This is a genomic window from Roseateles chitinivorans, assembly GCF_050632145.1.
In the GTDB taxonomy this organism is placed as follows: domain Bacteria; phylum Pseudomonadota; class Gammaproteobacteria; order Burkholderiales; family Burkholderiaceae_C; genus Roseateles; species Roseateles chitinivorans_B.
Genome location: NZ_CP192577.1, coordinates 4852772 through 4865272, shown reverse-complemented (window position 1 = coordinate 4865272; position 12501 = coordinate 4852772). Strand labels below are relative to the sequence as shown.

At 70.7% G+C, this 12501-nt stretch carries 16 protein-coding genes; 8 read left to right on the top strand and 8 right to left on the bottom strand.

Annotated features, from left to right (window positions below):
* The 6 genes from sctJ to sctT all read left to right on the top strand — a co-directional run bounded on the left by sctJ (position 1) and on the right by sctT (position 5069).
* The gene (sctJ, locus tag ACQ86G_RS22335; protein ID WP_431257364.1) at positions 1–834 is read left to right on the top strand and encodes a type III secretion system inner membrane ring lipoprotein SctJ; all 834 of its coding nucleotides are present in this window, start codon (positions 1–3) and stop codon (positions 832–834) included.
* Positions 831–1472 (top strand): type III secretion protein HrpB4, encoded by a 642-nt coding sequence (locus ACQ86G_RS22330; protein ID WP_431257363.1) that lies wholly within the window; start codon positions 831–833, stop codon positions 1470–1472. Before sctJ ends, ACQ86G_RS22330 begins: the two co-directional genes overlap by 4 nt.
* Complete coding sequence (gene sctL / locus ACQ86G_RS22325) at positions 1466–2173, top strand: type III secretion system stator protein SctL (protein WP_431257362.1); 708 nt, start codon at positions 1466–1468, stop codon at positions 2171–2173. The genes ACQ86G_RS22330 and sctL overlap by 7 nt, the downstream gene beginning before the upstream one ends.
* Positions 2174–2272: 99 nt before the next feature.
* Positions 2273–3622, top strand: coding sequence for a type III secretion system ATPase SctN (gene sctN / locus ACQ86G_RS22320; RefSeq protein ID WP_431257361.1), 1350 nt, complete (start codon positions 2273–2275; stop codon positions 3620–3622).
* Positions 3622–4155: a hypothetical protein gene (locus tag ACQ86G_RS22315; RefSeq protein ID WP_431257360.1), complete on the top strand. Its 534-nt coding sequence runs from the start codon at positions 3622–3624 to the stop codon at positions 4153–4155. Before sctN ends, ACQ86G_RS22315 begins: the two co-directional genes overlap by 1 nt.
* Positions 4152–5069 carry a type III secretion system export apparatus subunit SctT gene (sctT, locus tag ACQ86G_RS22310; protein ID WP_431257359.1) on the top strand — a complete coding sequence of 306 codons (918 nt, stop codon included), beginning with the start codon at positions 4152–4154 and terminating at the stop codon, positions 5067–5069. Before ACQ86G_RS22315 ends, sctT begins: the two co-directional genes overlap by 4 nt.
* Here sctT and ACQ86G_RS22305 read toward each other — a convergent pair.
* Positions 5059–5442: a winged helix-turn-helix transcriptional regulator gene (locus tag ACQ86G_RS22305; protein WP_431257358.1), complete on the bottom strand. Its 384-nt coding sequence runs from the start codon at positions 5440–5442 to the stop codon at positions 5059–5061. The genes sctT and ACQ86G_RS22305 overlap by 11 nt on opposite strands.
* A 154-nt stretch (positions 5443–5596) precedes the next feature.
* Here ACQ86G_RS22305 and ACQ86G_RS22300 point away from each other — a divergent pair, with 154 nt between their 5' ends.
* Positions 5597–6247, top strand: a complete 651-nt coding sequence (locus tag ACQ86G_RS22300; RefSeq protein WP_431257357.1) for an NAD(P)-dependent oxidoreductase — start codon at positions 5597–5599, stop codon at positions 6245–6247.
* A gap of 34 nt (positions 6248–6281) precedes the next feature.
* Here the strand turns inward: ACQ86G_RS22300 and ACQ86G_RS22295 are convergent, their stop codons facing one another.
* Positions 6282–7178, bottom strand: a complete 897-nt coding sequence (locus ACQ86G_RS22295) for a YeiH family protein (RefSeq protein WP_431261468.1) — start codon at positions 7176–7178, stop codon at positions 6282–6284.
* 270 nt (positions 7179–7448) lie between these two features.
* Between ACQ86G_RS22295 and ACQ86G_RS22290 the strand changes: the two genes are divergently transcribed.
* Positions 7449–8372 (top strand): LysR family transcriptional regulator, encoded by a 924-nt coding sequence (locus tag ACQ86G_RS22290; protein ID WP_431257356.1) that lies wholly within the window; start codon positions 7449–7451, stop codon positions 8370–8372.
* 8 nt (positions 8373–8380) lie between these two features.
* Here the strand turns inward: ACQ86G_RS22290 and ACQ86G_RS22285 are convergent, their stop codons facing one another.
* The 6 genes from ACQ86G_RS22285 to ACQ86G_RS22260 all read right to left on the bottom strand — a co-directional run bounded on the left by ACQ86G_RS22285 (position 8381) and on the right by ACQ86G_RS22260 (position 12488).
* On the bottom strand, positions 8381–8836 hold the full coding sequence (locus ACQ86G_RS22285; RefSeq protein WP_431257355.1) for a CesT family type III secretion system chaperone: 456 nt from the start codon (positions 8834–8836) through the stop codon (positions 8381–8383).
* On the bottom strand, positions 8833–9711 hold the full coding sequence (locus ACQ86G_RS22280; RefSeq protein ID WP_431257354.1) for a hypothetical protein: 879 nt from the start codon (positions 9709–9711) through the stop codon (positions 8833–8835). The genes ACQ86G_RS22285 and ACQ86G_RS22280 overlap by 4 nt, the downstream gene beginning before the upstream one ends.
* Positions 9708–9971, bottom strand: a complete 264-nt coding sequence (gene sctS, locus ACQ86G_RS22275) for a type III secretion system export apparatus subunit SctS (RefSeq protein WP_088404105.1) — start codon at positions 9969–9971, stop codon at positions 9708–9710. The genes ACQ86G_RS22280 and sctS overlap by 4 nt, the downstream gene beginning before the upstream one ends.
* Before the next feature lie 10 nt (positions 9972–9981).
* On the bottom strand, positions 9982–10641 hold the full coding sequence (sctR, locus tag ACQ86G_RS22270) for a type III secretion system export apparatus subunit SctR (protein WP_431257353.1): 660 nt from the start codon (positions 10639–10641) through the stop codon (positions 9982–9984).
* Positions 10619–11629 carry a FliM/FliN family flagellar motor switch protein gene (locus ACQ86G_RS22265; RefSeq protein ID WP_431257352.1) on the bottom strand — a complete coding sequence of 337 codons (1011 nt, stop codon included), beginning with the start codon at positions 11627–11629 and terminating at the stop codon, positions 10619–10621. The genes sctR and ACQ86G_RS22265 overlap by 23 nt, the downstream gene beginning before the upstream one ends.
* An 82-nt stretch (positions 11630–11711) precedes the next feature.
* The gene (locus ACQ86G_RS22260) at positions 11712–12488 is read right to left on the bottom strand and encodes a type III secretion HpaP family protein (RefSeq protein WP_431257351.1); all 777 of its coding nucleotides are present in this window, start codon (positions 12486–12488) and stop codon (positions 11712–11714) included.
* Positions 12489–12501: the final 13 nt, after the last annotated feature.

The window sequence follows — 12501 nt, the reverse complement described above, 5'->3', positions numbered from 1 at the left end:
ATGAGCGCCCATCCTCTTGCAGATCCGCGCGCGCATGCGGGCGGCCGGTCGCGGGCCTCGTGGCACGTGCTGTACATGCTGGCACTGGTGCTGCTGATCACGCTGCTGGCCGGATGCAAGACCGACCTCTACACCAAGCGCACCGAGGCCGAGGCCAACGACATGGTCGCGGCGCTGCTGCAGCGCGGCGTGGAAGCGGAGAAGAAGAGCGGCGACGGGGGCAAGACCTGGAACGTCGCCGTCGACGAGCAGGAGGTGGTCAACGCGCTGGACATCCTGCGCGCCAACGGCCTGCCGTCGGACAAGTACGTGTCGCTGGGCGACATGTTCAAGAAGGAAGGGCTGATCTCCACGCCGACGGAGGAGCGGGTGCGCTTCATCCACGGCGTGTCGCAGGAGCTCTCCAGCACGCTGTCCAAGATCGACGGCGTGATCGTGGCCAAGGTGCACATCGTGCTGCCCAACAACGACCCGATGGCGACGACGGTGAAGCCGTCCAGTGCGTCGGTGTTCGTCAAGTACCGGCCGGAGATCGACGTGCCGCAGCTGGCGCCGTCCATCAAGAGCATGGTGGCGCGCAGCGTGGAAGGCCTCACCTACGAGAACGTGACCGTGACGCTGGTGCCGGGCGCGATGCTGCCGACCTCGCCGCGGCACGCGGTGGCCGACGCCACCTGGGCCTGGGTCGCCGGCGGGCTGCTGGCGGTGCTGCTGCTGGCCGGCGGCGCCATCGGCGTGATCGCCTGGAAGAAGCCCGGTCTGCTGCCGCAGGCGCTGTCCCGACGGCTCGCGCCGGGGGCGGCCGCGGTGCCGGTGGCCGAAGCCGGCGCATGACGATGGCCGCGCCCGATCAGCTCGCCGCCTGGGCCGTCAGCTTCGACGGCAAGCTGCGCGGTCTGGTCGACGACCTGGACGCGAGCTGGCAGGACGAGTTGCTCGGCCCGTGGCGCTTCCTGGAGGCGCTGCCGCCCGAGAACGCCGCGGCGCTGTGGCCTCGGCTGTGGCGCGACCGCATGGCGCCGGAAGGCGGCCTGCCCGCGCTGGGGCGCTTCGCCGACCCGCTGCCGCGGCTCGGCCTGCTGCCGCGCGGCGAACTGCTGCAGCGGCTGTGCACGCTGGCGCTGGCGCGCCGTCCCGGCGTGCTGCGCTGCTGCATCGACCGCGCCGTGCGCGCGCCCTTGCAACGCGCGCTCGGCGACAACTTCGCGCCGCTGGTGGCGATGAGCGCGCGCGGCCGGCCGGTCGAGGCCGAGCAGGCCGCATGGACACCGGTGCAATGGGCCTGCGTCGGCTTCTCGGACTGGTCCGCGGCGCTGACCCCGGACGACGCCCCGGTGCGGCAGATGGTGCGCTGGTCGCTGCCGCGCGCGGCGGTGGATGAGGTGCTGGCCGCCACGCCGGTCGCGGCGGAACGGAACGTGGCCGTGTCGATCGCGGCCCTGGCGGAAGCCGAGGTGGAGTGGCCATGCTGATCTGGTGGAAGACATCGACGCACGCCGACGAGGGCGTTGCCGCGGGCGCGCCGCACGGCATCCTGCGCGCCGGCGAGGTGACGCTGCTGCGGCACGAGGACGAGATCCGCCAGACGGCGACCGCCCGTGCCGAGGCGCTGCTCGCGCAGGCGCAGGCGGAAGCGGAGCGCATCGTGGCCGACGCGCAGGCGCGGGCGGAGGCGCTGCTGCGTGACGCGCAGGCCCAGATCGACGCTGCCTGCGAGGCGGGCCACGCCGAGGGCGAACGCCAAGCCGCGGTCGCTTGGCACGAGCGTCAGGCCGGCCGCGCGGTCGACCAGGCCGATGCCGTGCGCGGGCTGCATGAACGCATGGCCGAGGTCGTGACGAGCGCCGTGGAGCGCATCGTGCAGACCGAGGGCCGGGCCGCGCTGTACCAGCGCGCGCTGCGCAGCGTGCAGGCGCTGTCGCGCTCGGCGACGGCGCTGACGCTGAAGGTCAGCAGCGCCGACTTCGACGCCGCGCGAGACGGCATCGCCGCGGTGCCCGAACTTCAATCGGCCGGACTGTCCGTCGAGGTCATCGTCGATCCGGCGCTGCCCGCCGGCAGCTGCCTCTTCGAATCCGACATGGGCGTCGTCGACGCCAGCCTGAAGACGCAGCTCGACGCGTTGCGGTCCGCGATGTCGCGCGCCGTGAAGCGTGCCGTCGCCGAGAGCTGACCGGGCGCCGACCGTCGTTCATCCCTGGCTCACTCCCCGGCTCACTCCCCCGGCTCATTCCGAGTTCATCCCCAGTGCTTCCTGCAGAGACTGCCCCCGATGAACGCTCCTGACCGCCTCGCACCGCTGAACCTGGACGATCTGGGTCGCTGGATGGAGCTCGAGCTCGCCGGCGCCGAGACACTGAACCGCACCGGCAAGGTCGTCGAGGTGATCGGCACGCTGGTGCGCGCGAGCGGGCTGTCGGCCAAGCTCGGCGAGATGTGCCACCTGCTCGACGCCAACGGCGGGCTGCTGCAGGTGGCGGAGGTGATCGGCTTCTCCAACGGCCAGACCATCCTGTCGCCGTTCGGCTCCATCCTGGGCGTGGCGGCGGGCCAGACGCAGGTCGTCGGGCTCGGCGAGATCCAGAGCATCGCCGTCGGCGACGAGCTGCTGGGGCGCGTGATCGACAGCCTCGGGCAGCCGGTGGACGGCGGTCCGCCAATCGTCTGCGAGGAACGGCGACCGGTCTTCGCGATGCCGCCCAGTCCGATGGACCGGGAGATGATCGAGCATCCGCTGCCGACCGGGGTGAAGATCATCGACGGGATGATCACGCTGGGCGAGGGCCAGCGGATGGGCATCTTCGCGCCGGCGGGCGTCGGCAAGAGCACCTTGATGGGCATGCTCGCGCGCGGCACGCAGTGCGACATCAGCGTCATCGCGCTGATCGGCGAACGCGGCCGCGAGGTGCGCGAGTTCATCGAGATCATCATGGGCAAGGAGGGGATGGCCCGCTCGGTGGTGGTGTGCGCGACCTCGGACCGCTCCTCGATCGAGCGCGCCAAGGCGGCGCATGTCGCGACGGCGGTCGCCGAGTACTTCCGCGACCGCGGGCTGCGGGTGCTGCTGATGATGGACTCGCTGACCCGCTTCGCCCGCGCGCAGCGCGAGATCGGCCTGGCGGCGGGTGAATCGCCGGCGCGGCGCGGTTATCCGCCGTCGGTGTTCGCGGAGATCCCGCGGCTGCTGGAGCGCACCGGCATGGGCGCGAAGGGGTCGATCACCGCGCTCTACACGGTGCTGGCCGAGGATGACAGCGGCAGCGACCCGATCGCCGAGGAGGTGCGCGGCATCCTGGACGGCCACTTGATCCTGTCGCGCAAGATCGCGGCGCGCAACCAGTACCCGGCGATCGACGTGCTGGGCAGCCTGAGCCGGGTGATGTCGCAGATCGTGCCCAAGGAACACCAGGCCGCCAACGGCGGGCTGCGCAAGCTGATGGCCAAGTACGACGAGATGGAGCTGCTGATCCAGATGGGCGAGTACAAGCCTGGCAACGATCCCTTCGCCGACGAGGCGGTGCGCAAGCATGCCGCGATCCGCGAGTTCCTGAACCAGGCCACCTCGGACCTGCGGCCGATCGAGCAGACGGTGGCTGAGCTGCAGGCGCTGGTGAACGGCTGATGAAGGACCTGCGTTCGCTCAAGCTGCTGCTGTGGGCCAAGCGCCGCCGGCTCGAACCCCTGGAACAGCAGGTCAAGGCCGAGTCCGCGCAGCGCGACGCCGCGCTGGCGGCCCACCAGGCGGCGCAGGCGCGCCATCAGGGCTGCGTGGCCGACGAGGAGGCCTGCGCGGCCAAGATCGACGGGCTGGCCACGTCGGTGTCCTTCAATCCCCAGGATGCGGTCACGCTGAGCTACGTCCGCGAAGGGTTGCAGGAACTGGTCCGGCAGGCCGAGGCGGGCGTGCAGGCGGCCGTGGCGCAGGTGACCCAGGCCGAGGCCAGGCTGGTGGCGGCCAGACAGGCGCTGCAGCGTGCCGAGCAGCAGATCGAGCAGCTCGAGGAGCGGCGCCGCAAGCGCCTCGTCGAGATCGACCAGGAAGCCGAGGACACGCAGGACGAAGAGAGCGAGGAGGCCGCGGTCGCGCGCCGCGTCGCACAGCGGCGCGCGACCGAAGCGGCGGCGGCCGCGTCGAGGGCGGAGGCCGGCGCATGAACGAGATGTTCAACACCTTCGCGGGCGTGATCGGTTTCGGCACGACGCTGCAGGACGGCGTGATGCTGCTGGCGGTCTGCCTGCTGCGCGTCTACGCGGTGTTCCTGGTGCTGCCGGCGACCACGGACCAGGTGCTGCAGGGCCCGATCCGCAACGGCGTGTGCATCTGCCTGGCGCTGTTCATCGCGTGGGGCCAGCCGGCGGGGCTGGTGCACGGCATGGACATGGTCCAGCTGGTGGCCACGATCGCCAAGGAGGCGCTGATCGGCGTGGTGCTGGGCTTCGCCGCGTCGACGGTGTTCTGGGTGGCGGAGGGGGTCGGCGTGCTGATCGACAACCAGGCCGGCTACAACAACGTCCAGCAGACCAACCCGCTCAGCGGCGAGCAGAGCACGCCGGTGGGCAACCTGCTGTCGCAGCTGGCGATCAGCGGCTTCTACCTGCTGGGCGGGATGCTGATGCTCACGGGCATCCTGTTCGACTCCTTCCACTGGTGGCCGATCGGCAGCCTGTCGCCGGCGTGGTCGACGATCCTGGAGGACTTCGTCCGCGTGCAGACGGGGCACTACCTGGAGCTGATGGTCAAGATCGCCGCGCCGGCGCTGCTGGTGCTGATGCTGATCGACCTGGGCTTCGGCATCCTGTCGAAGACGGCGGAGAAGCTCGAACCCAACAACCTGGCGCAGCCGGTGAAGGGCGCGGTCGCGATCGCGATGCTGTCGCTGCTGGTGGCGGTGTTCTTCGAGCAGGTGAGACCGGCGCTGTCGATGCAGAGCCTGTCGGCGGAGCTGGCGCAGTGGGCGAGAAAGGCCGAGGCGGCGAAGGCGGGGCCGCAGGCGGCCTCGGGACCGACGGTGACCGCCGAGCCGGCCCCGGCTTCCGTGCCGGCCTCGGCCCCGGAACTCAGCCCTTGAGTCTGGCGTCGTACGCGCGCTGGGCCGCGGCGATGTCCTCGCGCCGATCCGAGGCCCATACCGCCAGCAGCCGCAGCGGCTCGGTGAGCGACTGACCGAGCGCGGTGAGCGCGTAGTCCACGCGCGGTGGACTGGTCGGATAGCTGGTGCGGTCGACCAGTCCGTCCCGCTCCAGCGCGCGCAAGGTGAGTGTGAGCATCCGGTGCGAGATGCCCGGGATGCATCGCATCAATTCGTTGAACCTCAAGGTGCCGCTGGACAGGTGGCCGACGACCATCACGGTCCACTTGTCCCCGACGCGATCGATGATCTGCGCCAGACCTCGACACTCCTCGACCGGGGTGGGAGGGGCGGCACTCGTTTCCTTCTTCATCATTGACTCCTGGACGGGCCAAGGCTGTTTACGCACCTCGATGTGCGTGACGCACCTTCTGATGCGTTCTTGCGGCCTCGATGGACCGGATGCTAACTTCCACGAACATTTTGTTCCTGAGGACAGTGGCATGAGCAGTGGGTTGGCGTCGCGCATGAAAGTCGCGGTGATCGGGGCATCGGGCTCCACAGGGCGTCTGGTGGTGGAGCGCCTGCTCCGCGATGGCGCGCAGGTCGTGCGTGTGGTTCGACGTTCAAGCCAGGACGCGACGGGACACGGAGACGTCGTCGAACGGGTGGGGGAGGTGACCAGTCCGGCATTTCTCCGGCAGGCCCTCGCCGACTGCGATGCGGTCATCTCCTGCCTCGGCCAACGGCGCCGCAGCAAGAGCCTGTTTGCGGCCCGCGTATCGCCGCCGGATCTGCTTCAGCGGGCCGCCGCCGCGACGGTGGCCGCGATCGCCGGAGGACGGCAGCACCTGATCTACCTCAGCGCCTTCGGTGTCGGTGACGACCTTCCCAAGCATGCGCTGCTGTTTCGCGCGGTGCTGCGCATGACCAGTCTCAAGGATGCCTATGCGGATCATGCGGCGGCGGAGGCCGTGATCAAGGCGTCCGGCGCGACGTGGACCATCCTCCGGCCGCCTGGCCTGACCGACGATCCGGAGGAGGTTCCCTTGGTCGACAAGAGCGATCGGTGGACGTCGTTCGAGACGGCATCGAAACGTTCGGTGGCTGCGTATCTCGCGGACTGCGCCCTGCATCGCCGTGACGTGGGGCAGGTGCTCACGATCGGGAAAGGCTGACCCGCGAATCACCGGTTGAACCCCGCGCGTCCGGTCAATGCATGACCCGGATCAGCGCGGCGTTGACGGCCGCGCCGCCGATCGTCAGCCAGCCGGACAGCGCGAGTCCGAGTACCAGCGGCTTGACGCCCGCCTGCCGGAGGGCGCCTGCGCGCGTCGAGATCCCGAGCGCCGCCATCGCGGTGGCCAGGAGCATCGTGTCGGCCGTGTTGAGCAACGGTCGCGCCGCGTCCGGCACGACGCCGAGCGAATTGAGGAGCACGACCGCGACGAAGCCGAGTGCGAACCACGGGACCATCTCGCGGGTCAGGGGAGGGTGCCCGTCGTGCCCGGCGTGTCCGGAGCGCATGCCGCCCTGATCGCGCGACCGCCATGCGGCCAGGCCGAGCAGGAAGGGCGCAAGCATCATCACGCGGACCATCTTGGTGATGACTGCCGTGTCCGCGGCGGCGTCCCCGATGCTGCCGCCGATGGCGACGACCTGGGCGACCTCATGGACGGTCGATCCGATGAAGAGGCCGAAATGCGCAGGGCTCGCAAGTGCCCATCCGGCAGAAGCGAACGCCGCGTGAATCGGCGGGTAGACGAAGATCGCGATCGTTCCGAAGACGACCACCGTGGCGACCGCGACTGTGACCTGTTCGGCGCGGGCGCGGACGACCGGCTCGGCGGCCACCACCGCGGCGGCGCCGCAGATCGCGCTGCCGATGCCGATCAGCATCGAGGTCTTCTCATCCAGACCCAGCCAGCGACGGCCCAGCCAGCAGGCGATGAGGAAGGTCGAGCCCAGCATCGCCGCGTCGACCAGGACGCCCGCATGGCCCACATGGTCGATGTCCTGGACCGTGAGGCGCAAGCCGTAGAGCACGACGCCGAGGCGGAGCAGCCGCTTCTTCGCGAGATCGATGCCGGGCCGGCTGCCGAGCAGCATCGAGGCACCGGCCAACGCGATCGAGGTCGCGAGGCCCGGCAGCAGTGGCAACGGCGGTGGCAGAGCGCAGAGGCGGGGCAGCGGGCGCAGCGGCCGGCTGGCCGATGCCGGATGGACGGGCGAGGCCTGATCTGCGGGTGGACAAGGGGGAGGCTGACGGTCATGGCGAGGGCGGAGGCTTATCTGGCCGTCAGATTACGAACTGGCTGTTTATGCGTCCAACGAGTAATCCTTGTAGGATCAAGCGATTCAATCTCTTACGCGTCCACGATGTCGACCTTGCGACTGACGCTGCGCCAGTTGCAGATCTTTGCGGCGGTGGCGCAGACCGGATCCACCTCGGCCGCGGCGGACGTGGTGTCGCTGTCGCAGTCGGCGACGAGCTCGGCGCTCAACGAACTGGAGCGCCTGCTGGGCCTGCGTCTGTTCGACCGCGCCGGCAAGCGGCTGCTGTTGAACGACAACGGCCGCGCGCTGCTGCCGAGGGCATTGGCGCAGCTCGACGGGGCCGGGGCGATCGAACGGCTGCTGGATGAGGACGGTCCCTTGTCGCTGGCGCTGAGGCTCGGCGCGAGTACCACGATCGGCAACTACGTGCTGCCGCGTCTGCTCCCGCAGTTCCTCGGGGACCATCTGACGAGGGAACGGCCGTCGCGCCTGGCGCAGGTGCGCATCGGCAACACGGAAGCGATCTGCGAGGCCGTGGCGGCCTTCGAACTGGACGCGGGGCTGGTCGAGGGGCCGTCGCGCATCGGCGAGCTGGTCCTGACGCCGTGGCTGCAGGACGAGATGGTGCTGGTCGCTTCGCCGTCGCTGCTGGAGGACGCGACGCGGGCGTTCACGCCGAAACGGCTGGAGGCGATGGTCTGGCTGCTGCGCGAATCGGGATCAGGCACGCGAGAGGTGACCGATCAGTTGCTGCTGCCCCATCTGCGCGGGTATCGGCGCACGCTGGAGCTGGGCAGCTCGGAAGCGATCCTCGGCGCGGCCGCGTCCGGGATCGGTGTGGCCTGCCTGTCCCGCTGGGTGGTCGACGATGCGCTGGGCAGCGGCAAGGTGGTGGCATTGACGACCACGCTTCCGGTCATGCGCCGGCAGTGCTACCTCGTGACGCAGGCGAGGAAACAGCCGACGCGGGCGATGGCGAGGTTCGTGGAGATGGCGAATACCTGGGGCTCGCGCGCCGGCGCGTAGCCTGTCGCTCAGGCCCGCATCCAGGTGTACTCGCCGAGCGACAGGCTCTCGAACATCTCGTCCTCCGCCAGCAGGATGTTCTCGCGCCAATAACGGCCGTGCTCGATGTAGTGGTTGATGGTGTCGGCGAGGTAGGGCCCGTCGACGCCGTCGATCATCGGCACCCGGACCACCAGCAGCACCACGCCGGAGTCCGCATCCAGGCCGAGCTGCGCCTGGTCCTGCGCGTACAGGCTCAGGTTGGCCTCCAGCATCAGCCGGTAGACCCGCAGGCTCCGCCCCGACGTCACGCTCCCGAAGGTGAAGTTGAGGTACATCGCCTCGGGATCGTTGTCGTAGTAGCCGAGCAGCACCTCGAAGCCCTCGACCTCGATGGCGTTGCGCGCGAGCGCGGTCTCGGCGTCGGGCAGGCCGACGGCCTCGCACAGGCCGACGATCAGGTGCTGGTAGTGCTCGACGCTCATGGCTGGGGATCCTGGTTGCGGGGCGCGACGGCGGACGGCAGCGGCGCCAGCGCGCGTTGCAGTTGCGTGCTGCGCACCTCCGCGACCTCGCGCAGTGCGTCGAGCGGGCGGAAGAGGGCGCGCAGCCCGTTCAGCGGGAACAGCAGGTTGGCGTTCTGCTGCGCCTCAGTCGCGGAGGGCGGCGGGCCGTTGGCCTCGCGCCAGGCCACCGCCGCGGCCTTGACGACCGGCAACGACGGCGTCGCGTCCGTCGGCAGGTGCCGGGCCACCGCCGTCATCGCCGCGAGCCGCACCGCGCCGATCGCGATGCCCGCACCGCCGCCCTTGAAATACAGCGACGCCAGGGCGTCGAGCAGCGTCGTCGGCGGCTTGCCCTCCGGCGTCGGCGTCGCGCGCAGCATCACCGCGGCCGGCAGCGCGCTGCGCCGCAAGGCCGCGCCTTCGCGGACCTCCGGTGGCGGGGGCGGCATGCGCGCGCGCGGTGGAGAGCTCATCGACCCCTTCTCCTGCCGCTCGCCCACGTCCTGCTTCTGCGGCTTGCCGCCGCTGCCCTGCACCGGCCGCATCGTGTTCGCGCCGGCTCCGCCCAGGGCCATCTGCCGCGGATCGTCCATCGGCATCTGCGGATGCTCGTCCTCGTGGTGGGCCCCTTGTGCGCCGTTGGACGGCGGCCGCGGCCGCGGCCTGGGCGCCGGCCCGGTGTTGCGCCGCGCCGGCACCTGCGCCCGCGGCGCATGCCGGTACGCATTGCCCTTGTGCATCCCGCCCGCATACCCGGACGAACCGCTGCCGCGCGTCTGGCCCTTGCCCGCGGCCTCCTGCGCCTCCCGCGCCTGCTGGGCTTCGGCGCCCTGGCGCGCGCGGTCGAGCTTCATTTCTGGAACACCGCGGTGAAGAGGTTCTCGCTGAACTTCATCAGCGTCGAGCCCGCCCATGGCGCCGTCACCACGACCACCCCGGTCACCGCCAGCAGCTTGATGCCCTGCGAGATGCTCGAGTCCTGCAGCGACGTGATCGCCTGGAAGAAGGACACGATCAGCCCGATCAGCGCCGACACCACCACCGCCGGCAGCGACAGCAGCACGCACATCATCAGCGCCTCGGAGGTCAGCTGCACCACCACGTCGTAGTTCATGGACGGGCCTTCATCGGTAGGTCAGCACCAGCCCGTGCACCAGCCGCGACCAGCCGTCCAGCGTGACGAACAGCAGCAGCTTGAACGGGATGGCGACGTTGCTCGGCGTCACCTGCGACAGGCCCATCGCCAGCAGCACGTTGGCGATGACGATGTCGATCACGATGAAGGCCAGGTACAGCAGGAAGCCGATGCGGAAGGCCGCCGTCAGCTCGCTCAGCAGGAAGGCCGGCGCCAGCACGATCAGGTCGTCCTTCTTCAGCGCCGCGGCCTTGTCGGCGGGCCAGATGATCGCGGCGGACTTCAGGAAGAACTGCTTCTCGCGCTCCTCGGCGTGCTTGTCGAGGAACTTGCGGAAGGGCTCGCGCGCCGAGTCGGCCGCCTCCATCAGCGTCTGCGTGCTGGAACCGCCGCCGCCGGACGCGGCGCTCATGCCCTTGGTCGCCTCGATGAAGACGGGCGCCATGATGTAGCAGGAGATGATGATGGCCACCCCGTTGAGCACCATGTTCGGCGGCACCTGCTGCACGCCGATCGCATTGCGCAGCAGGCCCAGCACGATCGAGATCTTGGTGTACGAGGTGACCACCATGGCCGCGAACGGCAGTGCCGCCAGCGCCAGCAGCACCAGGAAGAGCGCAACCGGATCAGCGTGCTGCAGCGGCGTCATGCGCGAACTCCAGCCGGGTGATGCGCACGCCGAGGTGGTCGCCGATGGCGATCAGCTGGCCCTGGCCCAGCGTGCGGCCATGGCAGACCAGACGCACCGTCGCCTCGCGCAGCGGCACGTCCAGCTCGACGGCATAGCCGGGCTGCATGCTGGCCAGCTCGCCGAGGCTGACGCGGGCGGTGTCGAGTTCGAAGGCCACCGGCAGCTGCAGTTCGTCGAGCGTGCCCGCGGACTGCGGCGCTTCCGTGCTCGCGCCGGACATCGGGGCGTCCATCTGTCCGGCGTCGTAGGCGGCCGGGTCGTCGGAGAGGGCGGGCGGCTCGGCAAGGTGCACGGTGAACTCCTGGGGATCGATGTGAAGGGAAGCCCGCAGCACGCGGCCCACGCCGCAGCGCAGCAGGGCCGGCTGGCCGCCGGCGAGCACGGTGTCGCCCGGACGCAGCCCGCGCAGCACCGACAAGGGAAAGGCACGCGCGAACAGCCGGATGACCGGTCGCAGCGGCAGCGGCGCGAGCGGCGTCAGGTCGACGCCGGACGCGGCCGCGGTGGCGGCGACGCGCGCCAGCACGGCGGGATCGGCCTCCAGCAGCGCCACCGGCATCGCGCCGCCGAGGACGATCGGTGCGAGGCGCGGCGTGCCGTCCGCGTTCGCGTCGGCCTGCGCCTCGGTGAGCGGCGTGATGTCGACCACCCGCAGCGCGCCCAGCATCGGCGCGAAGGCCTCGGCCCAGCCGGCCAGCAGCAGCGTGACGACCGCGCAGGCGGTGTCGCGCGGCTGGTGCGCGCAGGCGAGCTGCAGGGCCGGCGAATCCACCGCGTCCAGGCCGAGCCGGAAGCGGCCGTGCGCCGACTCGACGGTGAGTCGCCACGGCATCGCCTGGCGCTGCCGCGCGATGCCGATGCCGGCATGCTGGAGCGTCGATCGCAGCCAGTCGGCGAAGCGCGCGTCATGCGCCACGCGGGACAGCGCGGCGTCGTCGGCGCTCATCGACGGCAGTCGGCCGGCGAGCGTCGCCGATCCGGCCACGGCGGCGCTCGGCGGGGGATCGATGCGGAGGAGGTCGGCCGGTTCATGTGATGTCGATCTCGATGTGCCGGTCGCCGGGCAGCGCGCGGACCAGCAACGCGCGCAGCTGTGACTGGTGGGCCGAAATTAGGGCGAGCGAGCGTGTCGACTGCGTACTGAAGCGAAGCGTCAGTTGGTGAGGCGAAAACGACAGGCGCAGCTCGGTGTGGGGCAGGGTCTCGGCGTCGACCGGCACCTGGATGGTCCAGCTGTGGAAGTTGGGCTCGCTGCTGCGGCACAGCGTCGCGACCGTGTCGGCGAGCTCGCGCTCCCAGCCCTCGGGCAGTGGGGTCCACGCCACGTGCGGGATGGGCATCGGCGGCGCGGTGACGGTATCGAGCGCGACGTCCTGGTCGGCGTCGGCCTCCTGTGCCTCGCTGGCCTCGCGCGCACCGGCCTCCGCCGCGGCGAGGACCGGCGGGCGCGGACGATGGCCGTCGACGACGAGGGCGCCCTCGGGGCGGGACGGGTCCCTCTTCCGGGAAGACGGGGACGTGTCCTTCCGTTCGTGGCGTTCCGCGCGCTCGCGCGACGGCGGCGCGGCGGCGGATGCAGGAGATGGGTGCGTTCCTTCCTGGCGAGGCGGCGGCACGGGTTCCGGTGGCGGCACAGCGGCGGCCGTCGCGGATTCCGGTGCGGCGTCGTTCGCCGACGCCACGCGTCTCACCGCGCCGAGCGCGCGATGGAAACGCTCCGCCTGGCGCAGGTCCGGCAGCGGCGGCGGGATCTGCGGATCGCCGACGACGAGGCGCCGGATGCGGCGGATCTCCTCGTCGCTCATGCGCGCCCGATCA

Excerpts from the sequence above, each read along its gene's own strand:
- sctJ (WP_431257364.1), top strand. The coding sequence starts at position 1 with ATGAGCGCCCATCCTCTTGCAGATCCGCGCGCGCATGCGGGCGGCCGG.
- ACQ86G_RS22330 (WP_431257363.1), top strand. The coding sequence starts at position 831 with ATGACGATGGCCGCGCCCGATCAGCTCGCCGCCTGGGCCGTCAGCTTC.
- sctL (WP_431257362.1), top strand. The coding sequence starts at position 1,466 with ATGCTGATCTGGTGGAAGACATCGACGCACGCCGACGAGGGCGTTGCC.
- sctN (WP_431257361.1), top strand. The coding sequence starts at position 2,273 with ATGAACGCTCCTGACCGCCTCGCACCGCTGAACCTGGACGATCTGGGT.
- ACQ86G_RS22315 (WP_431257360.1), top strand. The coding sequence starts at position 3,622 with ATGAAGGACCTGCGTTCGCTCAAGCTGCTGCTGTGGGCCAAGCGCCGC.
- sctT (WP_431257359.1), top strand. The coding sequence starts at position 4,152 with ATGAACGAGATGTTCAACACCTTCGCGGGCGTGATCGGTTTCGGCACG.
- ACQ86G_RS22305 (WP_431257358.1), bottom strand. The coding sequence starts at position 5,442 with ATGAAGAAGGAAACGAGTGCCGCCCCTCCCACCCCGGTCGAGGAGTGT.
- ACQ86G_RS22300 (WP_431257357.1), top strand. The coding sequence starts at position 5,597 with ATGAAAGTCGCGGTGATCGGGGCATCGGGCTCCACAGGGCGTCTGGTG.
- ACQ86G_RS22295 (WP_431261468.1), bottom strand. The coding sequence starts at position 7,178 with ATGCTGCTCGGCAGCCGGCCCGGCATCGATCTCGCGAAGAAGCGGCTG.
- ACQ86G_RS22290 (WP_431257356.1), top strand. The coding sequence starts at position 7,449 with ATGTCGACCTTGCGACTGACGCTGCGCCAGTTGCAGATCTTTGCGGCG.
- ACQ86G_RS22285 (WP_431257355.1), bottom strand. The coding sequence starts at position 8,836 with ATGAGCGTCGAGCACTACCAGCACCTGATCGTCGGCCTGTGCGAGGCC.
- ACQ86G_RS22280 (WP_431257354.1), bottom strand. The coding sequence starts at position 9,711 with ATGAAGCTCGACCGCGCGCGCCAGGGCGCCGAAGCCCAGCAGGCGCGG.
- sctS (WP_088404105.1), bottom strand. The coding sequence starts at position 9,971 with ATGAACTACGACGTGGTGGTGCAGCTGACCTCCGAGGCGCTGATGATG.
- sctR (WP_431257353.1), bottom strand. The coding sequence starts at position 10,641 with ATGACGCCGCTGCAGCACGCTGATCCGGTTGCGCTCTTCCTGGTGCTG.
- ACQ86G_RS22265 (WP_431257352.1), bottom strand. The coding sequence starts at position 11,629 with ATGAGCGCCGACGACGCCGCGCTGTCCCGCGTGGCGCATGACGCGCGC.
- ACQ86G_RS22260 (WP_431257351.1), bottom strand. The coding sequence starts at position 12,488 with ATGAGCGACGAGGAGATCCGCCGCATCCGGCGCCTCGTCGTCGGCGAT.